Annotated in this window: 23 protein-coding genes; 20 read left to right on the top strand and 3 right to left on the bottom strand. The window is 30.3% G+C overall.

Annotated elements, in window-relative coordinates; all coding sequences use genetic code 11:
- Positions 1-69: 69 nt before the first annotated feature.
- Positions 70-561 (top strand): hypothetical protein, encoded by a 492-nt coding sequence (locus AJN69_RS03465; RefSeq protein ID WP_002855147.1) that lies wholly within the window; start codon positions 70-72, stop codon positions 559-561.
- Here AJN69_RS03465 and AJN69_RS03460 read toward each other — a convergent pair.
- On the bottom strand, positions 549-1,487 hold the full coding sequence (locus tag AJN69_RS03460) for a hypothetical protein (RefSeq protein ID WP_004305554.1): 939 nt from the start codon (positions 1,485-1,487) through the stop codon (positions 549-551). The genes AJN69_RS03465 and AJN69_RS03460 overlap by 13 nt on opposite strands.
- Positions 1,487-2,425, bottom strand: coding sequence for a 16S rRNA (cytosine(1402)-N(4))-methyltransferase RsmH (rsmH, locus tag AJN69_RS03455; RefSeq protein ID WP_079860796.1), 939 nt, complete (start codon positions 2,423-2,425; stop codon positions 1,487-1,489). Before rsmH ends, AJN69_RS03460 begins: the two co-directional genes overlap by 1 nt.
- Before the next feature lie 159 nt (positions 2,426-2,584).
- On the opposite strand from rsmH, the gene AJN69_RS03450 reads away from it, so the two are divergent.
- From AJN69_RS03450 to flgG, 5 genes are all read left to right on the top strand, one after another.
- Positions 2,585-4,075 carry a peptidylprolyl isomerase gene (locus AJN69_RS03450; RefSeq protein WP_070287776.1) on the top strand — a complete coding sequence of 497 codons (1,491 nt, stop codon included), beginning with the start codon at positions 2,585-2,587 and terminating at the stop codon, positions 4,073-4,075.
- Positions 4,072-5,460, top strand: a complete 1,389-nt coding sequence (gene ftsA, locus AJN69_RS03445; RefSeq protein WP_074469321.1) for a cell division protein FtsA — start codon at positions 4,072-4,074, stop codon at positions 5,458-5,460. Before AJN69_RS03450 ends, ftsA begins: the two co-directional genes overlap by 4 nt.
- Before the next feature lie 15 nt (positions 5,461-5,475).
- Positions 5,476-6,588 (top strand): cell division protein FtsZ, encoded by a 1,113-nt coding sequence (ftsZ, locus tag AJN69_RS03440; RefSeq protein WP_002852071.1) that lies wholly within the window; start codon positions 5,476-5,478, stop codon positions 6,586-6,588.
- A 154-nt stretch (positions 6,589-6,742) separates the two neighbouring features.
- Positions 6,743-7,555 (top strand): flagellar hook-basal body protein, encoded by an 813-nt coding sequence (locus AJN69_RS03435; RefSeq protein WP_002861380.1) that lies wholly within the window; start codon positions 6,743-6,745, stop codon positions 7,553-7,555.
- Between the two features lie 29 nt (positions 7,556-7,584).
- The gene (gene flgG, locus AJN69_RS03430) at positions 7,585-8,376 is read left to right on the top strand and encodes a flagellar basal-body rod protein FlgG (RefSeq protein ID WP_002852142.1); all 792 of its coding nucleotides are present in this window, start codon (positions 7,585-7,587) and stop codon (positions 8,374-8,376) included.
- 66 nt (positions 8,377-8,442) lie between these two features.
- Here the strand turns inward: flgG and glnA are convergent, their stop codons facing one another.
- Positions 8,443-9,873, bottom strand: coding sequence for a type I glutamate--ammonia ligase (glnA, locus tag AJN69_RS03425; RefSeq protein ID WP_002854995.1), 1,431 nt, complete (start codon positions 9,871-9,873; stop codon positions 8,443-8,445).
- A 202-nt stretch (positions 9,874-10,075) separates the two neighbouring features.
- On the opposite strand from glnA, the gene AJN69_RS03420 reads away from it, so the two are divergent.
- The 14 genes from AJN69_RS03420 to trmD all read left to right on the top strand — a co-directional run bounded on the left by AJN69_RS03420 (position 10,076) and on the right by trmD (position 20,437).
- The gene (locus AJN69_RS03420; protein ID WP_002861382.1) at positions 10,076-10,771 is read left to right on the top strand and encodes a chemotaxis protein; all 696 of its coding nucleotides are present in this window, start codon (positions 10,076-10,078) and stop codon (positions 10,769-10,771) included.
- Positions 10,768-12,021, top strand: coding sequence for a peptidase U32 family protein (locus tag AJN69_RS03415; RefSeq protein ID WP_002861383.1), 1,254 nt, complete (start codon positions 10,768-10,770; stop codon positions 12,019-12,021). Before AJN69_RS03420 ends, AJN69_RS03415 begins: the two co-directional genes overlap by 4 nt.
- Entirely contained in the window at positions 12,022-12,516 is a 495-nt protein-coding gene (gene purE / locus AJN69_RS03410; RefSeq protein WP_002861384.1) for a 5-(carboxyamino)imidazole ribonucleotide mutase, read from the top strand.
- Between the two features lie 9 nt (positions 12,517-12,525).
- Positions 12,526-13,062 (top strand): DUF3972 domain-containing protein, encoded by a 537-nt coding sequence (locus AJN69_RS03405; protein ID WP_004305571.1) that lies wholly within the window; start codon positions 12,526-12,528, stop codon positions 13,060-13,062.
- 11 nt (positions 13,063-13,073) lie between these two features.
- Positions 13,074-13,937, top strand: a complete 864-nt coding sequence (glyQ, locus tag AJN69_RS03400; RefSeq protein WP_002861386.1) for a glycine--tRNA ligase subunit alpha — start codon at positions 13,074-13,076, stop codon at positions 13,935-13,937.
- Positions 13,924-14,649 (top strand): Nif3-like dinuclear metal center hexameric protein, encoded by a 726-nt coding sequence (locus AJN69_RS03395; protein WP_002861387.1) that lies wholly within the window; start codon positions 13,924-13,926, stop codon positions 14,647-14,649. The genes glyQ and AJN69_RS03395 overlap by 14 nt, the downstream gene beginning before the upstream one ends.
- Positions 14,650-14,658: 9 nt before the next feature.
- Positions 14,659-15,375: a zinc ribbon domain-containing protein gene (locus tag AJN69_RS03390; protein ID WP_002861388.1), complete on the top strand. Its 717-nt coding sequence runs from the start codon at positions 14,659-14,661 to the stop codon at positions 15,373-15,375.
- The gene (gene waaA, locus AJN69_RS03385) at positions 15,372-16,529 is read left to right on the top strand and encodes a lipid IV(A) 3-deoxy-D-manno-octulosonic acid transferase (protein ID WP_004305574.1); all 1,158 of its coding nucleotides are present in this window, start codon (positions 15,372-15,374) and stop codon (positions 16,527-16,529) included. The genes AJN69_RS03390 and waaA overlap by 4 nt, the downstream gene beginning before the upstream one ends.
- Positions 16,510-17,262, top strand: a complete 753-nt coding sequence (locus AJN69_RS03380; protein ID WP_004305576.1) for an RluA family pseudouridine synthase — start codon at positions 16,510-16,512, stop codon at positions 17,260-17,262. Before waaA ends, AJN69_RS03380 begins: the two co-directional genes overlap by 20 nt.
- Before the next feature lie 67 nt (positions 17,263-17,329).
- Positions 17,330-18,667, top strand: a complete 1,338-nt coding sequence (ffh, locus tag AJN69_RS03375; protein ID WP_002861391.1) for a signal recognition particle protein — start codon at positions 17,330-17,332, stop codon at positions 18,665-18,667.
- Between the two features lie 64 nt (positions 18,668-18,731).
- Positions 18,732-18,959 carry a 30S ribosomal protein S16 gene (gene rpsP, locus AJN69_RS03370; RefSeq protein WP_002852274.1) on the top strand — a complete coding sequence of 76 codons (228 nt, stop codon included), beginning with the start codon at positions 18,732-18,734 and terminating at the stop codon, positions 18,957-18,959.
- A gap of 2 nt (positions 18,960-18,961) precedes the next feature.
- Complete coding sequence (locus tag AJN69_RS03365; RefSeq protein WP_002861392.1) at positions 18,962-19,204, top strand: KH domain-containing protein; 243 nt, start codon at positions 18,962-18,964, stop codon at positions 19,202-19,204.
- Complete coding sequence (rimM, locus tag AJN69_RS03360; protein WP_004305577.1) at positions 19,197-19,736, top strand: ribosome maturation factor RimM; 540 nt, start codon at positions 19,197-19,199, stop codon at positions 19,734-19,736. Before AJN69_RS03365 ends, rimM begins: the two co-directional genes overlap by 8 nt.
- Positions 19,733-20,437, top strand: coding sequence for a tRNA (guanosine(37)-N1)-methyltransferase TrmD (trmD, locus tag AJN69_RS03355; RefSeq protein WP_004305579.1), 705 nt, complete (start codon positions 19,733-19,735; stop codon positions 20,435-20,437). Before rimM ends, trmD begins: the two co-directional genes overlap by 4 nt.
- Positions 20,438-20,445: the final 8 nt, after the last annotated feature.

The following is a 20,445-nucleotide window of genomic DNA, read 5'->3' as shown; positions in this document are numbered from 1 at the left end:
AGAGGTTTATATTTAGTAAAAATTAATTTTCTTTAGATAAAATTTTAATTAAAAAATAAAGCATGGATTATGAAAAAATTTAAAGAATTTAGCCTTCGTTTTTTATTTAAAGTATCAGAACAACCTGTTTTAGTGAAGGATTTATTAGAGGCAAATGCACTTTTTAATGACGGTATGCTTGTAGATCCTTCTAAGCTAAATTTTAATTTCAAAATTCTAAATTCTTATATTTATTTTGGTGTTTTTTGTGCTGTGGTTTTGTTGCCATTGCTTTTAATTACTCATTATTTTTTAACAAAACTTGACTTTCATATAAGCATAGTGAGTGCTGTTATGGTTACTGCTTGTGTATTTATAGGATATGATATTTTTAAAGTTTATACTCGCAAAATAATCTCAAAAAAAATAATACAAAAAGCCTGGGCTTTGCATTTCCCTTATTTTGCTTATGAAAAATACTCTATAATGGCAGGTGAAATTTATAAGGAAGCCTTAAAAGAGGAAATTCCAAAAGCAAATTTAGAGCAGTATGTTTTAGATAAGATTATTCATTCTAAATAGTCTAAAATTTGATTTTGGAATCGCATATTTTCAAGCCTTCTTTTTAAATCTTTATTTTCTTCGTTTAAAACGCTTTCTTCTGTTCTTAATGTAGCAATTTCTCTACTAAGATAATAAATTTGATTTCTAATATAAATTTGTGGAGCAAATAAAAATAACGCAAAACTAACAAGTAAAGCCGCAAAAAGAAGATGATTGAAATTTAGGTTTCTATCTTCTTTGGTGGCATTAGAGTAGCCTTCTAATAAAACATTTTTTGCCTTTTGAGCATCTTCATCATTTTGTTGTTTTTCTTGGGCTTGATTGGATGGTTTTGGAAGTTCTTGTTTATTTTCTTGTGGTGTTATCTTTTTTTGTAAATTTTCCAAACTTTGTTTAATATCGGGTTGTTTTTTAATATCAGGTCGTTTTTCTATAGTTTGGGAATTTTGTATTTTAGGCTCAGTTTTTTGAATTTTTTCTATAGATTTTATAGATTCTTTTTTTTCTTTTTTATCTTGGATAGGGTTTTGATCATTTTTTGTTTGAATTTTTGGTTTGGTTTGAATATTTTTTATCTCGTTTATTTTTTTTCTTCCAAACGAAAAAATCTTTTTAGTTTTTTTATTTTCTTCTTTTTTCCTTTCTTTCATTTTGGAAAAAAATTTTTTAGCAAGAGATTGCTTTTCTTCTAATTTAACATTGATCAGATCTTCTTTTAAATATATATTTGATTTTTTAGTATGTTTTGACTCATACTCTTCATCGAGTTCTTCTAAGAATTTATTAGGAGTCTTTTTTTTAAAACGACGTCTTAAAATATCATCGCTAGAAATTTCATCTCTTAAATCATCATCAAGCGGTTTGCCTTGATTTATAGCGCGAGAAAATTTCAGCATTTTTTGGCGTATGTTTTGGCGTTCTTTTATAAAATCATCTTCTAGCATTATTTATTGTCCAAATTATTAAAATAAAAAGCCCGCATTTTAGCACAACTAGAGCGAGAATTTTTTAAAAGTTCTTCCTTGCTTGCACTTATAGCTTTTTTGGTTATTATTTGCCCTAGGCTATGGTTATTTCCACATTCGCAACGCATTATTTTTTCATCACAAATGCAGTTTTTTGACCATTTTTTGAAAAAATTTTTTACTATTCTATCTTCCAAAGAATGAAAACTAATGATTGCTAAAATGCAATTTTTTGGTTTTAAATTTTCTAAATGCCCAAGAAAATCTTTAAGCACTTTAAGTTCTTGATTTACTTCTATTCTAATGGCTTGAAATGCTAAAGTGGCTTTGGAAATTTTTCTATGATTTTGTTTGCCTTTTCCTATGATTTGATAAAGTTCCTTGGCGCTTTTGATTGGATTTTTACTTCTTTCTAGGCAAATTTTTTCAGCAATAAAATGTGCATCGTGCAATTCTCCATAATCTTTAAAAATGGAAGTTAATTGCTCTTTTGTATAAGTATTAATAATCTCATAAGCCGATATTTTGGAGTTTTGATTCATTCTCATATCCAAAAAGTCAGAATTTACACTAAAACCTCTTTCGTTATTATCGAGTTGAAATGAAGAAACTCCAATGTCTGCTAAAATGCCTCTTAATTCTTCTTTATGTGAAATTTTTTCTAAAACTTCACTAAAATTACTTTGTATAAAAGTTATCCTATTGTGAAAATCTTTAAGACGTTTTTTAGAAAATTCTAAAGCTTGTTGATCTTGATCACAAGCAATGATTTCAAGATCAGGATGATTTTTAAGCAAAGCTTCACTGTGTCCGCCAAATCCTAAAGTGCAGTCTAAAAAATAACCTGTTTTAAGATTTTTAAAAATCTCTTGAACTTCATTAAGTAAAACTGGGATATGAGGAATTTCCAAAATCAATCCTAATAAATTTTTATAAACTATAATTATAACTAAATTTCATTGTAAAAATCATAAAATTTAAAGAACAAATATTTTTTTGGTAAAAATTCTATAATTAAACTCCACTTAAACACTTCTACGATACAATATCTAGTTTAAATTTAATCAAGGAATGATATGCTTACTTGGATGCAACATCACAAAAAATATCTTGTTGTTACTATATGGGTTAGTACTATAGCTTTTGTTGGCGCCGGCTTTTTAGGTTGGGGTGCTTATGATTTTAATCTCAATAGAAGTTCGAGTGTTGCAACTGTAGGAAATGAAAAGATAGGTTTTAGCGAATTTGATACTAGATATAGACAGATTTTAAGTTATTATAATCAAATTAGCAATGGTGCTTTAACTCCAGAAAATGCTGAGCAACTAGGCATTAAAAATATAGCTTTAAGTTCTCTTGTTGAAGATAAGCTTTTGTTAAATTTTGCTAAAGATTTGGGTATTGGCATAAACGAGAATGAAATTTTACAAAAACTTGCAAATACTAGAGAATTTCAAGATCCTACAGGGGATTTTAACAAAACAATTTATTATGAACTTTTAAATGCCAATAATTTAACTCCAAAAGATTATGAAACACAACTTGCAAATGAAGTAATTACCGATAAACTTAATCAAATTTTTAATATTCCTAGCAAAGATGAGGAATTAAAAATGTTAGCTTCTAGTTATTTTATGCAAGATGCTTTAAGTATTGCAAAAATTGATTATGACAAAAAAAATATTAAGATTAATGAAGAGGATTTAAAAAAGCTTTGGAATGAACATAAAGAAGATTATAAAACTAAAAAAATATATGAAATTTCAACTTATTTTTTGCCAGTTAGCAATGAGAAAATTGACGACAAAGAATTAGAAAAATTTTACAATCAAGATGAAAATAAACTAAAATATAAAGATTTTGCAGGTAAAGTGATGGATTTTCAGTCTGCTAAAAATGAAGTTGCTAAAGATTACGCCTTAATGCAACTAAAGAATGTGGCTAATGCTAAATTTTTAGATTTAAAAAATGGGAAAGATAATTTTCAAAAAGATCAAAATATTAGTGAATCTGATGTTTATTATCCAATTGATCTTTTAAATAAAGCTAAAAATGGAGATGTTTTACGACCAGCACCTTATAATAACGGATATATCATAGTTAAACTAAATAAAGTAGATCCTATAAGAAATAAAACTTTTGAAGAAGCTAGAGAAGAAGTTTTACCTATGTATTTAAGTGAACAAGCTAGAAAAAATTTAGAAGAAAAAGCTAAAAATAGTTTAGTAAATTTTAAAGGCGATGATATAGGCTTTGTAAGTCGAGATAGTTCTCGCGAGAGTGTAAAGCTTAGTGATAAGATATTAAATGATTCTGAATTTGCTTATTTTTTGATGAATGTATTTAATACCGATCAAAATAGTTCTTATGTGATCATTAATGACAATAAAGCAATATTATATAAAATAAATAAACAAAAATTAGATATGAACTCCGATAAATTTGAACAATACAAAACTATGCTTGAACAAAATTTGCGAAATTTAAAAGCAAATGAGCTTAAGCAAGAACTTGTTGATGAACTTAAAAAGATATATCCGATAAAAATTTATTATAAAGGGAATTGATTTTGAATATATTAGGAATTGACTTAGGCTCAACCCAGACTTGTGCCATTATTGCTCAAAAAGATGAAGATGGATTAAAAATTATTGGTTTTTCCAAGTCGAAAACCAACGGGGTTAAAAAAGGTGCCATTACCAATATAGAGCTTGCTTCTAAATCTATTGAAGAAGCTGTTAGAAGTGCTGAGATGATGAGCGGAGTTCATTATGATAAGGTTGTGGTATCTATATCAGGTGCTTATACTAAAAGCGTTGATAGCATAGGTGTTGTTAATATTCCAAATCATGAAATAGGCATTAAAGAAATTCATCGTGCTGTAAGTACAGCTAAGCATACTGCCAATCTACCAAGTGGTTATGAAATTATCCATGTTTTGCCTTATAATTTTAAGGTTAATGATCTTGAACATGTTGATGATCCTTTGGGAATGAGTGGTAATCGTTTGGAAGTTTCAACCCATATAGTGATTTCACAAGAATCTCATATTAAAAATCTTAAGAAAGCAGTTGAATTAGCTGATTTAAGAGTGGATAATATAGTTCTTTCAGGATATGCTTCAGCTATAGCTTGTTTAGATGATAGCGAAAAGGAATTAGGTGCTGTTTTGATTGATATGGGTGGAGCGATTTGTGATATGGTTGTTCATACTGGAAATTCAATTAGATATAATGATTGTTTGCAAATTGGCTCGATTAATATTACCCAAGATTTATCAATGGCATTGCATACACCTTTAAAAGAAGCAGAAAAAATCAAGCTTAATTATGCAGCTCTTTCACAACAGCCTAATACCCTTATACAAATTCCTTCAATGGGTGATGAAAGAAAGGTTAATGAAGTTTCTTTGGATATTATTTCAAACGTAATTTATGCAAGAGCGGAAGAAACTTTGATGATTTTGGCAAAAATCTTAAGTGATAATCGTTATGCCAATGCTATAGGCGGTGGAGTTGTTTTAACAGGTGGAATGACTAAGTTAGCAGGTATTGATGAGCTAGCTCCTGCAACATTTGATAATCGCTCAGTTAGACTAGCTACTGCAAGAAAAGATTTGATTACTGGTTTTAGTGAAATTTTTAATGATCCTGAAAATACTTGTGCTATAGGACTTTGTTTATATGGAGCGGGGTATTTTACGCCTTATGAACTTGATTCTAATGAAAAATTAAGATATAAAGGGGAAATTGAAAATTTTAATCGTCAAATTAAACAAGATATTGTTTTGCAAAAAGATGCAGAAAGTGAAATAAAATCTGATTTTTTTGATGAAAATTTGCAAGAAAATGATACAATTGCAATACAAGAACAATTAGATTTTAAAGAGCCAAAAGAAAAAAAACCTAGCGTTTTTTCAAATATCTGGCATAAAATTATGAATCAATTTTAACAAGGAGAAATTTTTATGAGTGAATTTTTAGTAGAAGAAATGCAACATAATAAAGGTGCAAAAATTAAGGTTATAGGCTGCGGTGGCGGTGGCGGTAATATGATCAACCATATGGTTAAAATGGGATTAAATGATCTTGATTTAATTGCAGCAAATACTGATGCACAAGCTATTTCAATTTCATTAGCAAAAACTAAAATTCAACTTGGCGAGAAAAAAACTAAAGGTTTAGGCGCTGGTATGCTTCCTGAGGTAGGTGCAGAAAGTGCTAGAGAAAGTTTTGAAGAAATAAAAGCAAGTCTTAGTCAAAGTGATATTGTATTTATTGCTTCAGGTTTTGGTGGAGGTACTGGAACGGGTGCCACTCCAGTTATTGCACAAGCAGCTAAAGAGATTGGAGCTTTAACTGTTTCTGTTGTAACTATGCCTTTTGCATTCGAAGGAAAACAAAGAAAAAAACTTGCTGAAAGCGGTCTCCTTGAGCTTAAAAAAGAAAGTGATTCTATTCTTGTAATTCAAAATGAAAAATTATTGAGCATTATTGATAAAAAAGCAGGCATTAAAGATGCTTTTAGATTGGTTGATGATATTTTAGCTCGTGCTGTAAAAGGTATGGTGTCTATCTTGCTTGATAATGGAGATATTAATGTTGACTTTGCAGATGTAAGAACCATCATGAGTCATCGCGGACTCGCACTTATGGGCGTTGGTAGTGCTAGTGGTGAAAATGCTATAGAAGAGGCTCTTTCAAACGCTATAGAATCTCCTTTGCTTGATGGAATGGATATTAAAGGTGCCAAGGGAGTTATTTTACATTTTAAAACAAGTTCTAATTGCTCTTTGTTTGAAATTTCAGCAGCAGCAAATAGTATACAAGAAATTGTTGATGAAAATGCTAAGATTATTTTTGGTTCTACTACAGATGATAGCATGGAAGATAGAGTTGAAGTGACTATTATTGCGACAGGGTTTGAAGACAAAGATACAGTAGCTAAAAAATCTACCGAAGAAGCTCAAGCTTCTAAGAAAAATCCTTATTTAAGTCTTAAAAAGGTAAGCGGTGGTTACGATGAAGAGATAATGGCGCAAATTGAAACACCGACTTTCTTGCGTCGTCAAATGGATTAAAATTGATTTTAAAGCAAGATTGAGTCAAATCTTGCTTTTTATAGTTTAAAATTCTCTCCTAATAATCTTTCAAATATTTATTTTTCTTTGTTTTTAAAAGTTGGAACACTCTTTGCTTTTATAGCTATAAAATCTTAATTTTATAGGTGAAAATATGCAAAATGGATATTATCAAGCAACTGGCGGAATGGTAACTCAGTTTAATAAACTTGATGTGATTACTAATAATCTTGCCAATATTAATACAAGTGGATACAAAAGAGATGATGTGGTTATTGCAGATTTTAAAAGGATTTTTAAAGAAACTCAGGATGAGTTGCCTATAGAAAATCACACAAGAGATGCATCTCGTTTTGTAAATACTACAATAGATGGAATCCCACAAGTTTCTCAAGAATATACGGATTTTAGCCTAGGTTCTTTAAAGGCTACAAACAATCCTTTGGATTTGGCAATGACTAGAGAAGATGCTTTTTATTTGGTTCAGACCAAAGATGGAGAAGTAAGATTAACTAAAGATGGAAATTTTCAACTTGATGATGAGGGTTATTTGGTAAATAAGCAAGGATACAAGGTGTTAAGTAGTGATTATTTTAATAATCCTCAGAATGCTGGCATACGCATTCCTAATGGTGCTGTTCAAATTAGCGTTGATAAAAACGGAAGCATTGAAGTTGATGGAGTTCAAAATGCAAGATTATTTGTAGCGCAAGTAGATGATATAAGAGCTTTGCAAAAAGATGGAGATAATGTCTATAAAATAGATGATCTAACCCGCATTAGAGATTTGGAAAACTCCAATGCTATTCGCCAAGGTTTTTCTCAGGGATCAAATGTTAATCCAGTTACTGAAATGGTAGGACTGATTGAAGCAAACAGAATGGTAGAAATGTATCAAAAAGTTATGACAGCTCATATGGATGACTTAAATCAAGAAGCTATCAATAAGCTTGCAGCTGTTAAATAATTTAAAATAAAATAAAAAAAGGATTAAAAATGATGAGATCACTTCATACTGCTGCTACGGGAATGGTAGCGCAGCAAACACAAATTGATGTTACTTCAAATAACATCGCCAATGTTAATACAGCAGGTTTTAAGAAAAGTCGCGCAGAATTTGCTGACCTTATGTATCAAGTTATGAAGTATGCAGGAACTTCGACTTCGGCTACTACTCTTTCTCCTTCGGGTATAGAAGTGGGTGTGGGTGTGCGTCCAACAGCGGTAACTAAAGTTTTTACTGAAGGAAATTTAAAATCAACAAGTACTGATGGTCTTGATATGGCTATTGCAGGTAATGGGTTTTTTCAAATACAACTTCCTGATGGCACTATAGGATATACTAGAAATGGGCAATTTACAAAAGATAATGAAGGTAATATTGTAAATTCAGATGGTTATAGACTTTTACCTGAGATGACAATACCTGAAGGCGCAACAGCAATTAATGTTGCTACAGATGGAACCGTTTCTGTAATGCTACCAGGGGAGCAACAAGAAACTCAAATTGGCCAAGTGGAGCTAGTTCAGTTTATAAATCCAGCGGGTCTTCATTCTATGGGTGATAATCTTTATCTTGAAACAGGAGCAAGTGGTGCACCTGTTGCGGGTATAGCAGGACAAGATGGGCTTGGAACAATAAGACATGGATTTATAGAACTTAGTAATGTTCAGCTTGTTGAAGAAATGACGGATCTTATCACAGGACAAAGAGCTTATGAAGCGGGTTCTAAGGCAATTACAACAAGTGATGATATGCTAGGAATTGTAAATCAGCTTAAGCGATAGTTGATATAAAATAAATAATTTTTAATTCTTTTTTAGTTTAATGGCGTGTTAAACGCCATTAAATTTTTAGCAAGAGTAGCAAGTTTTAAATTCATAAGCAGTTGGACGAGCTTCTACTGGCCAAACTTGTGTTTCAAATTTTAAATGCTGATAGTCATCGATAAAAATATCACTCATTACAGGTTTTAAATAAGAATTATGTCGGATTAAAGCTTCTAAACTTCCTCTTAGAGTATGTGGTAATTGCTCTATCCCTTTTTCACGTATTTCATCCAAAGTAAGATCAAATAAATTTTCATCCATAGGACCCACAGGAATGGTTTTATTTTTGATTCCATCAAGACCTGCCATTAAAAGACTAACAAAAGCTAAATAAGGATTAGCAGTGCTATCAGGGAAGCGAATTTCTATACGAGCTGAATTTTTACCTATGCCATAAGGAACGCGACAACTTGCTGATCTGTTTTGACAAGAATAAGTTAAAATACAAGGAGCTTCAAAGCCAGGAACTATTCTTTTGTAAGAGTTGGAACTTGGATTTGTAAAAGCTGCAACACTTCTAGCATTTTTTAAAATTCCACCTATATAATTTATAGCAGTTTGACTAAGTCCACTGTATCCATCTTTATCGTAAAATAAATTTACTCCATCTTTCCATAAGCTCATATGAACATGCATACCATTGCCATTATCTCCGTATAAAGGTTTTGGCATAAAAGTGGCAGTTTTGCCATTTAAATGAGCTACCATTTTTACAACATATTTATAAATTTGAACATTGTCAGCTGCTTCTACAAGCGTGCCAAAATTTACTCCTATTTCAGCTTGTCCTTGTGCAACTTCATGATGATGAACAAAAGTTTTAAGACCTACTTTTTCAAGGGTTTGAACCATTTCAGAACGAATATCTACTAAAGAATCAATTGGCTGAACTGGAAAATATCCACCTTTGTTTCTTGGCCTGTGTCCAGTATTGTAGCTATCGGTAAATTCTCTATCGTCATTCCACTCTCCTTCTTCGGTATCAACTTCATACTTAGAACAATGAGTAGTATCAACTATTTTTACACTATCAAAAACAAAGAATTCATTTTCTGGTCCAAAGTAAGCAGTATCAGCTATGCCACTATTTTTAAGGTGTTCCATTGCTTTTTTTGCTATGCTTCTTGGACATTTTTCATACATTTGTCCTTTGTAAATATCATACACATCACAAAATACTATGATAGTAGGATCAGCTGTAAAAGGATCTAAAAAAGCACTTTGAGCATCAGGTTTTAAAATCATATCTGATTTTTCTATAGGCTGCCATCCATGGATTGAGCTTCCATCAAATGGAATGCCAGTTTGAAATGTTTCTTCATTGATTGCATGAAGATTATAGGTAATATGATGCCAAGTTCCTATCATATCTGTAAAACGAAAATCAACAAAAAGCACTTCATTTTGTTTGCAAAATTTGAAAAAATCATCTATATTATTAACAAATTTTCCCATATTTTTACTCCTTTACGTAATTAAATTTATAAAATTATATCATAAAATTTTTAATTAAGATTTAATTAATATATTTTTTTTAATAAATTTAAAAATTTAATTTAAAAAGATTAAAAAATAAAAATTTATATTTTTGTTTTAGATAAAATTGATTATAATTTTGAGCAATTATTGAAAATCTAGATTTAAAAAAGGGAAAAAAATGACTCAAGAAGAGCTTGATGCTTTGATGAATGGTGATGTTGATCTTGATTCAGAGACAGAAGCAGAGATAAAAACCGAAGAATCGAATACCGAAGAAGATGCTTTGATGTTAGAAGATGTCAAAATAGCTGATTACAAACCTAATCCTAGTGTAGTATGGCCACCACCCCCACCAAATCAGGAGCATAAAGTTGTACATCAGTTAGATGATGTTACAAAAGATAGCGAGCTTAAAGCAACGGAAATGATGGATAAGCTTGAAAGTATTAATAATTTTTTTGCGGATTCTGAAAGTTTACTCAAAGAAATAAATAAAGCAATAGAAAAAAATATTGATATTTTTTCTAAACTTAATGAAAAATTTCCTAATGTGGAAAGTTTCAGTGAAGCTTTAGAATTAAACAATCAAGCTAAAAAAAGTTCTAAGGAGATTGTCGGAAATCTTCAAAGCGGACAAGATGAAGTGATGATGGCAATGGATGCAATGCAGTATCAAGATATACATCGTCAAAAAATCGAACGTGTTATTAATGTAATGCGTGCTTTAAGCCGTTATATGAGTTCTTTATTTGAAGGTAAAATTGATGATAAAAAACGTGTAAGTTCTGCAGTGCATATTGAAGGTGATAGTACTGCTGATGTTGTAAGTAATGATGATATAGAAGCTTTAATTGCAAGTTTAGGGCAAAAATGATCATTCCTGAAATAGTAGCTCCTGCAGGAAATTTCACAAAATTAAAAATTGCTTTAGCTTATGGCGCAGATGCGGTTTATGCGGGTGTGAATAATTTTTCTTTAAGATCGCGCACTGCAAGAGAATTTAATTATGAAAGTTTTGAAGAAGCTATCAAATATACTCATGAGCGTGGTAAGAAAATTTATGTTACTTTAAATGGTTTTCATTTAAGCTCTCAAATTGAAGGCTTAAAAAGACATATATTAAAATTACGTGAGATGAAACCCGATGCTTTTATTGTAGCTTCTGTTGGAACTATGCGTCTTGTTAAAGAGCTTGCACCTGAAATTTCTTTACATGTTTCTACTCAGGCGAATATTTTAAATTATTTAGATGCTCAAGTTTATAAGGATATGGGCGCTAAAAGGGTTGTAATTGCGAGAGAATTAGGGCTTAAAGATGCTAAAGCTTTAAAAGAAAATTGCGATATTGAACTTGAAGCCTTTGTGCATGGTTCTATGTGTTTTGCTTATTCTGGGCGTTGTTTAATAAGCTCTGTGCAAAGTGGAAGAATGAGTAATCGTGGATCTTGTGCAAATGATTGCAGATTTAATTATGAGCTTTATGCTAAAAATCCAGAAAATGGTACTTTATTTCGTTTAGAAGAAGATGAAAATGGTACTCATGTTTTTAATTCCAAAGATTTAAATCTTTGTTCTTATATAGAAAAAATCATGCAAGAAAATTGTATCAGTGCTTTTAAGATAGAAGGACGCACCAAAAGCGAATATTATGTTGCGCTTACAACAAGAACTTATAAAATGGCTATACAGGATGTTTTAGAGGGTAAGTTTGAGTCAAACAAGTATGAAAAAGAGATTGCTACGCTTAAGAATCGTGGTTTTACAGATGGCTATCTTGTTTCGCGTCCTTTAGAAAAAACCGACACACAAAATCATAATACAAGCATAGAAGAAGGTTCTTATCAAGTGCATGCTATAAGCGAAGATGGAAGCTTTTTTAAATGTAAAGGGAAAATCGTTTTAAACACGCCTTATGAAATTTTAGCTCCTTTAGGCGATGTGATTCAAACTTGCGATAATGAACTAGGTAAAATTTATCAAAAAGAGGATAAATATTTTATAGAGTTTAAAAAACTCATTGCTAAAAACAATAAAGAATTTAGTGAAATTCATAGCGGCAATGAACATGAAATTCAATTACCAAGTAAAATCAGTGCATTAAGTTTTTTAAGAAAGGAAATATAGATGAATTTTGTTTCTATTTTAATGGGAAGCAAGAGTGATTATGAGACTATGAAAGAGGCTGCTAAAACTTTAGAAAGTTTTGGGGTAAAGTATGAACTTATTATCTCATCAGCTCATCGTAGTCCAAAAAGAACAAAAGAGTATATTGCAAATGCTGAAGAAAAAGGTGCGAAAGTTTTTATAGCAGCAGCTGGAATGGCAGCGCATTTAGCTGGAGCTGTTGCAGCTTATACAACAAAACCTGTTTTGGGAGTGCCTATGTCAGGAAGCAATCTTGCAAGTATGGATTCTTTATTTTCTACGGTGCAAATGCCTAGTGGAATTCCTGTAGGAACTTTAGCTATTGGTAAGGCTGGAGCAATCAATGCTGCTTATTTGGCTATGCAAATTTTAGCTATTTATGATGTTGATTTAGCACAAAAGCTTAAAGAAGATCGTCTTGAAAAAGAAAAAAAACTTGTATCTGATTCAAAAGAAGTAGAAGTTTTATTATAAGGGATAAAAATGCAAACCTATCTTGAACTTGAAGAATTTTGTAAACTTGTGCATTTAAATGAAGATGTGGTTAAGGGTATGATGGCTAATGGGGCTTTAAATTTTAAAGAAGAAGAGGGTAAAATTTACATCGAAGCTCATCAAGGTACTTTTAGTGTGGTGCCTAGTGCTGCAAAATCTCAACCTGCAATGGTAAATTCAATGACTTTAGCAGGGGAAAGTTTTGTTGAAAAAACAATAGGAACTATTTTAAATTTACATGAAAAAGTTTTAGATGCTAAAGATGAAACACTTGAAGCATTAAAAAATGAGAATAAATTTTTAAAAGATGCTCTTTATTCTATGCAAGAACTTTATGATGAAGATAGAAAAACTATAGAAACCTTAAACAATGAGCTAAAACATGCGCGTGAAGAGATAGAATTTCTCAAGCGTAAATATAAATTAATGTGGAGTAAAACCGCAGAAATTTTTGGAGCTAAGACAGAGCCTGATTTGGAAATGAATAAAAATTTAGAAAAACCTATTGAAAATATGGAACGATAAAGAGAGATACAATGACTTTTTCACAAATGATACTTAATTTACAAAATTATTGGCAAGAGCAAGGTTGTGCGATTATGCAACCTTATGATATGCCAGCAGGTGCAGGAACCTTTCATCCAGCAACTTTTTTAAGAAGTTTAGGAAAAAAACCTTGGGCAGCTGCTTATGTAGCTCCAAGTAGAAGGCCTACTGATGGACGTTATGGTGAAAATCCTAATCGCTTAGGTGCTTATTATCAATTTCAAGTTTTGATTAAACCTAGTCCTGATAATATCCAAGAATTATATCTTAAAAGTCTTGAAAATTTGGGTTTTGATTTAAAAAGTCATGATATTCGTTTTGTTGAAGATAATTGGGAGAGTCCAAGTTTAGGTGCTTGGGGTTTAGGCTGGGAAGTATGGCTTGATGGTATGGAAGTTACTCAATTTACTTATTTTCAGCAAGTTGGCGGTATAGCAGTAGATTTAGTAAGTGCTGAAATTACCTATGGTCTTGAAAGAATAGCCATGTATCTTCAAAATGTTGATAATGTTTATGATATAGTTTGGAGTGAATTTAATGGAGAAAAAATTAAATACGCAGATGTGCATAAGCAAAGTGAATATGAATTTAGTAAATACAATTTTGAAGTAAGTGATGTTAAAATCTTGAATGAGCAGTTTGAAAATTCTTACAAAGAATGTAAAAATATTTTAGAACAAGGACTAGCTTTACCTGCTTATGATTATTGTATGCTTGCTGCACATACTTTTAATCTTTTAGATGCAAGAGGAGCAATTTCTGTAGCACAAAGACAAGATTATATGTTAAAAATTCGTGAGCTTTCAAAAAATTGTGCTGAAATTTATAAGAAAAATTTAAATGAAACTGAGTGAAATTTATAATTTTTTAGATCAATTAAGTCCTTTTAATACTCAAGAATCATGGGATAATAGTGGAATTTTGCTTGGAGATAAGGATAGCGAAATTTCAACTGTTTATTTAAGCTTAGATATTGATGAAAATATCATTAAAAAAGCGAGTGAAAATTCTTTAATTATCACACACCATCCTTTGATATTTAAAGGTTTAAAAGATTTATATGACAAAACTTATCCTAGGGCTTTTGTTAAAGAAATGATTTGTAAAAATATTTCTTTAATCAGTATGCATACAAATTATGATTTAAGTCATTTAAATACTTATTTTACGAAAGAAATTTTAGGTTTTAAAATTTCTTTTAAAGACGAATTTTTGATTTATGTAGAAAATTTTATGTCTTTTGAAGCTTTGTGTGACCGGGTGAAAAAAAGGTTAAATTTACAAATTTTACGTGTAAGCGATTGTGGTAAAAAAGACATTAAGCGTATTGCTATATGTACTGGAAGTGGTGGAGATTTAATTTCTAAAGTAGATGCGGATTGTTTTTTAAGTGGAGATTTTAAATATCATCAAGCTTTAGAGGCGCTTAGTAATCAAATCAGTCTTATTGATTTGGGTCATTTTGAAAGTGAGAGATATTTTTCTCAATGTTTAGCAAAAGACTTGAAAAATTTGCCGCTACAAGTTATAATAACAGTTTCAAAAAATCCATTTCAATATTTTTAAGGAAAATAAATGAATAAATATCTTGAACAATTAGTGCTTTTATCAAAAATAGATCAAGAGATTGATAGTTATGAACCAAAAATAGACAGTATTAATAAGACTTTAAAAGATGCTGAGTTAAAAATAGGAAAAATCAACACAGATTTAGAAAAAATTGATGAAGAAATCAAAGATATAGAAAATCAAAAAGTACAAAATAATGCTCATATTTCCGAGTTTTCAGCAAAAATTAAAGATCTTTCTAAAAAAAGTGGTGCGGTAAAAACAGAAAAAGAAGCTAATGCTTTAAAAATTGAAGAAGATATCGCAAAAGAGCAATTAGACGCTGCAAATGATGAGATTGTAAGACTAGATAAAATTTTAGAGAATAAAGAAACTTATAAAAAAGAACTCGAAGAAGAAAAAATCAAACAAGAGCAAAATATTAACGAGATTAGAGTAAGTATTAAATCTGAAATGGAAGTTCTTGAAAAAGATAGAATGAGTGTTTATGATAAAAAAACTAAACTTGTGAGTGAGATGAATCAAAAAGTTTTAAGTTTTTATGAGAAAATTCGCAAATGGGCGAAGAATACTGCTGTAGTTCCTGTTAAAAAACAAGCATGCTATGGATGTTTTATGAAAATTTACGATAAGACTTATCTGTCCGTTGTAAAAGGTGAAGAGATTGTAACTTGTCCTCATTGCGGAAGAATTCTTTATAAAGAGCAAGAAGAACAAAATTGATCTTTTTTTATTATTTTTTAACTTGGACGGCATTTTTATTTTGTGCCGTCTTTATTCTTTTGCTTTCTTTTTTAAAATCCAAATACAAAATTAGTTTAAAATCTCGATTTTTTCTTTATAAAAATTTACATCAAGAAAAAGCTGATGTACATTTTCATGCTTGTTCTTACGGGGAGGTAAGAAGTATTAAAGCTTTGGTTTTGAAATTTGATTCAAGAATAACTACTATTACTCAAACAGGTTTTGAATGTGCAAAAGAATTTTGTAAAAAGGTAAATTATCTTGCTTTTGAAAATTTTTTGCCTTTTTGGTTTAATCCTTGTAAGGTTTTGGTAATTTTTGAAGCAGAATATTGGCTTATGCTTGTTTTTATGGCACGTATTTATAAGGCTAAGATTATTTTGCTTAATGCGAGAATATCTGATAAATCTTATCATTCTTATCAAAAATTTTCTTTTTTTTATAAAAAAATTTTTTCTTATATTGATGAAGTTTTTGCTCAAAGTGAATTAGATAAAGTAAGACTTGAAAGTTTGGGAGCTAAAAATGTTAAAATTTTTAAAAATATTAAGGCAAATTTAGAAATTAAAAATAATAAAATTTATACCAAACCTAAGGAAAAACTTATCATTTTTGCTAGTACTCATAAAGATGAAGAAGAGCTTTTACTTGATCATTTTAAACTAGAAGAAAATGAAAAACTCATTATCGCCCCACGACACCCTGAGCGTTTTAAAGAAGTTGAAAATTTACTTTTAAACAAAGGTTTAGAATTTGAAAAATTTAGCTCTTTAAAAGATGAAAATAAGAAATTTTCTAAAAAAATTTTACTTTTAGATACTTTAGGGGAGCTTGTAAATTTTTATGCAATTTCTGATGTTGTTGTACTTGGAGGTTCTTTCATAGAAGGCATAGGAGGACACAATCCTATAGAAGTGGCATATTTTGACAATGTATTAATCAGCGGGAAATTTATTCACAATCAAAAGGCTTTGTTTGAAGAAGTGGAAAATGTATATTTTTGTGAAAATTTAAAAGATTTAAATGATAAAATCCATTATTTAAATTTAAAAGCTAAAATTTCCAAAAAAGAAAATTTAGATCTTATCATGCAAACTATACAAAAGGGAATTGATGCAAGAAAAAGCTTATAAACTCTTAGCTTTGCAAGAAAAAATTTCAAATCGTGAAGCTAAAGATTTGATTGATAAGGGTTGTGTTTTTTCACATGGAAAAAAAGTTGTGGTTGCTAGAGCTTTGATGAACAATAAGGCAAGATTTAATGTGATAAAAACCAAAAATCCTCAAATTATTTTTGAAGATGATAAGATTATTGCTATTAATAAACCTTACGCTTATGTGAGTGAAGACTTGGAGAAAAAATTTAATGCCAAGCTTTTAAATCGTTTAGACAAAGAAACAAGCGGTGTGATTTTGCTTTGCAAAGATGAAGATTTTAGAAAGCTTTGTATAGAAGAATTTAAAAAACACAGAGTTTATAAAAGTTATATTGCGGTTTTAGATGGGGTTTTGGCTGAAGAGGTTGAAGTGAATGAGCCTATTTTTACCATAAAAGCAAAATGTGGAGCATTAAGTAAAGTTTCAAAAGATGGTTTAAGTGCCTTAAGTATCATTACTCCTATTATGTTGCAGTCAAAAAAAACCTTAGCAAAAATAGTCATTCAAACAGGTAGAACTCATCAAATCAGAGTGCATGCTAAATTTATAAAACATGGCGTTGTAGGTGATGAAAAATATGCTAAAATTTCAAGCGATAGAATGTATTTACATAGTTATGAAATTAAAATTTTTGATTATTATTTTAAGGCTGAGCTAGATAATAGTTTTGCAAAAGTTGGCTTTGAGATAAAAAATTTAGATTTTTAAAGCCATTTAAGAAAAAATTTTGTATAATGCAAGGTTTAATTTAAAAATTTTATAGAAAGGTGATAAAGTGTTTGAGTTAGTTAGCGAATCTTTTAAATCAGCGATTAATAAATTACGTTTTGTTGATGATGAAAAAGCACTTAAGAACGCTTTAGAAACCTTAAAAAAAGCTCTTTTAAAAGCAGATGTTCACCATAAGGTAACTAAAGAGCTTTTGACTTCGATAGAAGAAGATGTAAAGCAAAACGGAATAGGTCAAAAACAATTTTTAAATGCCATTAAAGTAAATTTAGAAAATATTTTAAGTGTCAATGGCAAAAATCAAGGTTTTGTTTTTGCTTCTAAACCCCCAACAGTAGTTCTAATGGCAGGTTTGCAAGGGGGCGGTAAGACTACAAGCACTATCAAACTTGCAAATTATTTAAAATTACGCAATAAAAAAGTTTTAGTTGCAGCTTGTGATTTACAGCGTTTAGCGGCAGTGGAGCAGCTAAGACAACTTTGTGAAGCTAATGAAATTGAACTTTTCTTCATAGAAAATGAAAAAGATCCTATTAGGGTTGCTAAAGAGGCTTTAAAAAAGGCTGAAAGTTCTATGGTGGATGTTTTGCTTGTGGATACTGCTGGGCGTTTGGCTATAGATGAGACTTTGATGAATGAATTAAAAGCAGTTAAGGATGTTTTAAATCCTGATGAGATTTTCTATGTTGCTGATGCAATGAGTGGTCAAGATGGGGTTAAGACTGCGGCTAGTTTTAATGAAGTTTTAGGTATCAGCGGGGTAATTTTATCAAAATTTGATGCAGATACTAAAGGTGGAGTAGCCTTAGGTATAGCAAAACAAATCGGTATTCCTTTAAGATTTATTGGTGTAGGTGAAAAAGTAGCAGATTTAGAAGTTTTTATACCAGATCGCATAGTAAGTCGTATCATGGGCGAGGGTGATTTGGCTACTTTAGCTGAAAAAACTGCTGCAGTGATTGATGAAAAAGAAGCTAAAAAACTCAATCAAAAAATCAAAAAAGGTGAATTTAATTTTAATGATTTTCTTAACCAAATGGAAAGTATTAAAAAATTAGGAAGTATGAAGTCTTTAATCGGTATGATACCAGGGCTTGGCGGAATGGCAAATGCGGTAAAAGATATAGATTTGGATAATTCTAAAGAGATTATACATATTAAGGCAATGATTTCTTCAATGACTCCAAAAGAAAGAGAAAATCCTGATTTGTTAAATAATGCTAGAAAACGTCGTATAGCAGAGGGAGCAGGTCTTTCTCAGGTAGAAGTCAATCGTTTTTTAAAACAATTTAGTAATGCAGCAAAACTTGCAAAAAGATTTTCAGGCAAAAAAGGAATGGAGAATTTGACACAAATGATGAGCCAAGCTAGAAGACAATTTTAAATTTTATTTATAAATACTTTTTATAGTATCTATAAATAAAATTTTTAATTTTTAAGGAGTATAAATGACAGTTATTAGACTTACAAGAATGGGTAGAACTAAAAGACCATTTTATCGTATTGTGGTTACAGACAGTAGAAAACGTCGCGATGGTGGTTGGATAGAAAGTATTGGATATTATAATCCTATGGTAGAACCTGAGGTAATTAAAGTTGATGCAGAGCGTTTAGCTTATTGGAAAAGTGTTGGTGCAAAACTTAGCGATAAAGTTGCTTCTATCACTAGCAAATAATCATGGTAGAGAATTTTCTTAGGGAATACGCAAAATTAATTGCAGATTATCCTGAACAGATTAACACTCAAAAAATTGAATTAAGTGAAAATTTTTTTGAGATTGTTCTTTTTGCACATAAGGTTGATACAGGTAAGCTTATAGGTAAAAATGGAAAAATGATCAATGCTATAAAAACCGTAATCTCTGCTTATAAGAGCAAGGATGCAAGTTCTTATAGGGTAACGGTAAAAGCACTTGAGTGAAAAAGATTTTGTTCAAGTTGCAAAACTTGGTAAAACTGTGGGTCTTAAGGGTTATGTAAAATTGCATAACCTGAGCGACTTTTCTTCTCAATTTAAAAAAGATGCTACCTTTTTTATAAAAAATACCAAAGAAATATTAAAGATTAAGCATTATAATGCAAGCAATTCTACTGTTTTATTTGAGAATTATGAAGATATAGAAAAAGCTAAAGAATTAACCAATCTTATTCTTTTTCAGAGTATCGAGAAAAGCAGACAAACTTGTAAATTAAAAAAAGATGAGTTTTTTTATTTTGATATTTTAGAGTGTGAAGTTTTTGAAGAAGATAAAAGATTAGGTAAAGTTGTTGATATCTTGGAAATTGGAGCTTCTTATTTATTTGAAATTCAAAGTGATGAAAAATGGGTGAATAAAAAATATTCTAAAATATTTTTTATTCCGTATCTAGATAAATTTGTTAAAAATATAGATATAGAAAAACGACAGATTTTTTGCACGCAAGATGCTTTTTTAATTTTAGAAAATTCATGAAATTTAGTTTCGTTTCTTTATTCCCTAATCTTATGAAATTTTACTTTCAGGATTCTATACTTGCAAGAGCAAAAGAAAAAAAACTTTTCAAACTTAATTTTTATAACCCAAGAGATTTTTCTAAAAATTCTTATCATAAAGTCGATGATTATAAAATAGGTGGTGGAGCTGGACTTTTGATGCAAGTTGAACCTATGTATGAGGTGTTAAAAAGTATTCAAGAAAAAAAAGAAAATCCCTATTTTATTTTTTTAAATCCAAGTGGTAAAACTTTTAATCAAAAAGACGCCAAACGCTTAAGTAAAAAAGAACACATAGTTTTTGTATGTGGGCGCTATGAAGGTATAGATGAAAGAGTGCTTGAAATTTTTGCGAATGAAGTTTTTAGCATAGGGGATTTTATTTTAACAGGAGGAGAATTACCTGCGCTTGTAATGTGTGATGCGATTTTAAGAAATGTTAACGGGGTTTTAGGGAATATGGAAAGTTTGGAAGAAGAAAGCTTTGAAAATAATTTACTCGAAGCACCTGCTTTTTCAAAACCTTTTATTTTTGAGAAAAAAAATCAAAAATTTTATACTCCTTCAGAGTTTTTAAAGGGTAATCACGCTAGAATTGCAAGTTTAAAAACTACTTTGGCGTCTTGCAAAACGAAATTTTTTCGTCCAGATTTATTTTTAGAGCATGAACGCAAAAAATAAGGGATTTT

The sequence above is a fragment of the Campylobacter sp. BCW_4338 genome (genome assembly GCF_001763255.1).
Classification (GTDB): domain Bacteria; phylum Campylobacterota; class Campylobacteria; order Campylobacterales; family Campylobacteraceae; genus Campylobacter_D; species Campylobacter_D jejuni.
Note: the sequence above shows the minus strand (reverse complement) of the source record. Positions and strands in the feature narration are given on the sequence as shown.